Origin of the sequence: Brevundimonas sp., assembly GCF_044239655.1 — a bacterium.
In the GTDB taxonomy this organism is placed as follows: domain Bacteria; phylum Pseudomonadota; class Alphaproteobacteria; order Caulobacterales; family Caulobacteraceae; genus Brevundimonas.
Genome location: NZ_JBIIAY010000247.1, coordinates 1 through 2,977, shown reverse-complemented (window position 1 = coordinate 2,977; position 2,977 = coordinate 1). Strand labels below are relative to the sequence as shown.

Here is a 2,977-nt window from a genome sequence, read left to right as displayed (position 1 = left end):
ATTGAGCAAGCGATAAAGGAAAAGCTAACCAAGAAAACCAATTAAGATGAACGAAGAAAAGAAAACTGCGATACAGGAAGCAATAGAAATTGTACAAAACAGATGCGTAGATTTATCAATAGCAGACGATGCGGACAACCCACACGCAAGGAACGCAATAGCAGAACACGAAGCTACTTTGAGTGTTTTAAAATCACTACTCCCCAAAGAACGGGAGCAGATAGAGCAAGCGTATGAGGAGGGTTATAACAATGCTATATGGGAGTGCGGAACACCAAAAAGCACAACAGCAACCGACTACTACAACGAAACCTTTAAACAATGAAAGACTGGATAAAAAAATCTATTTGGGCTTAGGTTTTCGCCTTAGCAATAATCGGTGGAGTGCTTGCCCTGATAGGAACAAACTTTACCGATACACTTTCTGCATTGACAATATTCATTCTTAGCGGATTGGCAATAGTGGGGTTTGTGGTGGGAATAGTTTTAACTTTTAAATACGATAAATAATGCAACCTCACGTAGCTAAATGAAACGAACAACTATGAAAAAAGTAATATTATACGGGCGTGTATCCACTACTAAACAAGTAGAGAAAGGCATATCCCTACCCGCCCAAGATGAGATACTATACAGGTATGCCACCGAGTATCTAAAGTACCAAGACGAGGATATTTCTGTCCTTAAAGACGAGGGTATATCGGGTGGTACAATAGACAAACGCCCCGCCCTGCAAAAGATTATCGAAGCTATAAAGATTAATAAGAAATCTAAGGCTATACACTATATCCTGATATACAATATACGCAGGTTATCAAGGAATACCATAGACCTTTTAAGCATAGCTGAATTAGCCCGAAAGAACGGTGTTAAGATATACTCCATAGCAGAGGGTATGGATATTACCGATGAAGATAATGAAATGAGTAGCACTATCCACGCTATGATAGCCCAAAAGGAACGTAAAGACGGAGCTAAGACCATTAAGTTTGCCCTAAACTATAAGAAAGAAAATAGTTTAGTCTACGGCACACTGCCCTATGGTTTCTCAAAAAGAAAGGGCAAGATGTTTCTTAACGAGCAGGAAGCCCCGATAGTAAAGGCTGTATTCCAAAAGAAAGACCAAAACAAAGGGGTAAGGGTAATAGCAAGGGAAATGAACGAGGAGAATTACAAACCAAGAAAAGCAAAAACATGGCAGCCATCAACGATAGAGAGGATATTGAAAAACAGGGAGTACTACAAAAAGCACAGTTTGATTTAAAGAAAAGCCAAAAGGAGAGAAAGATATATGCTGTCCCTTTATTCTACTATGCTGCTAAGTATAGGAATATAAGTGCCGATAAGCTACAAAGGTTGGCAATGGTAAGAGGGAATAGGGCTGTGTTTACCAATAGGATACTGCGCCCTGAAACCCTAACCTTAGATTACTGCCTTAAACTGTGTGGTATTATGGGTATCAGATTAGATGTTCTTTTAGCCCTATTATTCTCAATCTACAAGCACAAAAAACCCAATTGGTACTATAAGATACAGCCACCCAAGAAAACGTTGCTTAAAGAGGACGCTAAGTACCGAAAACGATATAGCAAGAATAAGCCTATGGCGTACCATAATATAGAAAGAAATGCGCCCCTGATTTACTACACTCAAACTATGGGTATATCAGGACGTTCTTTGTTGCTGTACCTTAAATTTAGAAATAGCAATACCTTAGCTAATCATTTCAGGTGGCCTACCCAAATGAGTATGCTCCACATCATCAGGCTGACAGTCTTAACCAATCAGCCAATCTCGGTAACACTTAACAGGCTGCTCTCAAACATGGGGCAACAGGATAGTTTTATGTTTATCAGGGCGGAGAAAATTGACAATATTATCCCCGTTCCTCTTTTTGAAATAGATGAACAAATAGATGAGGTAAAAGAGCCTAAACAGTTGAGGAAGATACCATTAAGCAAAGATATAATAACAGTAAACCCCGATACCCCTATGTATCAGGCTATTGATATTTTGCTGTCCGAATTGGGTATAAACGGGCTGAATTAATGTATATACATTTAAAGCCCTATGGTAAAAAGCCAAAAGTGCCGCATAGGTAAACTATACAGCACTAAATAGTTTAGTATTGTTTTTGTATTGGGGAGGTGGCTACGGGGGTATAAAGCTGCCCCTATGCGTTCTTATTGTTCTCCCAACGAAAGGTAGTAGCCTTACCTGAGCGGGTCTTAGTAGTAGCCCCGTTTAAGACTGCTGCGTGTCCTCTTGGTGTTTCCAAAGATAGCTGATTAGGGATTAGGACTTTGCCCTCTGTCCTTTGGTAGATAATTGTACTCCCTTTAAATACCACTAAGGTCTTAGCGTTCTGCTCTATCCTTAGTTCGGTGGTTAGTTCTTCCATTGCGCCCATGCTGCAATCTTTGGCAGCTATGTAAATGCGTTCTAAATCGTTGTATGATATTTTCATTTCGTTTTTTTGTTAAATATTAGTTTAAGTACCCACGCTGCAAATATCACATACGGGGTGTAGATTATTATGTAGGCTATTATTACCATAGCCTTAAAAGTTTAAAGGCTTGTTAAGGTTTCCTGTCTTGGCGTGTCTCATAAAGTCAAGTACATTGTTAAGATGTGCCGAGCCAAAATCCTCACTACCGCATAAGGGCTTTTTGTAGATTAGTTTACCTCTATGGTAGACTGTGGTCTGCTGCGTTTCAATGCAGGTGGTAACATTAATACCAAAAATAGTTTTGCTTATTAATTTTGTTTGGGTGCGGGTTGTGGTCATTTCTTTATAGTTTTAATTATTCCTTTGATTAGCTTGCCCACTATGTACAGGGCAGGTAAAATTATTGTTAGGGTTGCTATGAGTTGCATATCTATTTTTTTAGTTGTTTCAGTATATCCCAACTCCCCTTAATTAGAAAGTACAGGCAGATTATTAGCATCGGTGAGGTTATTAGTGTGTGCATGGGTT

At 39.2% G+C, this 2,977-nt stretch carries 3 protein-coding genes; all 3 read left to right on the top strand.

Features of this window, described 5'->3' with window-relative positions; all coding sequences use genetic code 11:
* Positions 1-46 precede the first annotated feature (46 nt).
* The 3 genes from ACILQR_RS17455 (at position 47) to ACILQR_RS17445 (ending at position 2,049) form a co-directional block, all read left to right on the top strand.
* On the top strand, positions 47-325 hold the full coding sequence (locus ACILQR_RS17455; RefSeq protein ID WP_395652632.1) for a hypothetical protein: 279 nt from the start codon (positions 47-49) through the stop codon (positions 323-325).
* Between the two features lie 219 nt (positions 326-544).
* Entirely contained in the window at positions 545-1,264 is a 720-nt protein-coding gene (locus ACILQR_RS17450) for a recombinase family protein (protein WP_395652631.1), read from the top strand.
* Positions 1,195-2,049 (top strand): hypothetical protein, encoded by an 855-nt coding sequence (locus tag ACILQR_RS17445; RefSeq protein WP_395652630.1) that lies wholly within the window; start codon positions 1,195-1,197, stop codon positions 2,047-2,049. Before ACILQR_RS17450 ends, ACILQR_RS17445 begins: the two co-directional genes overlap by 70 nt.
* Positions 2,050-2,977: the final 928 nt, after the last annotated feature.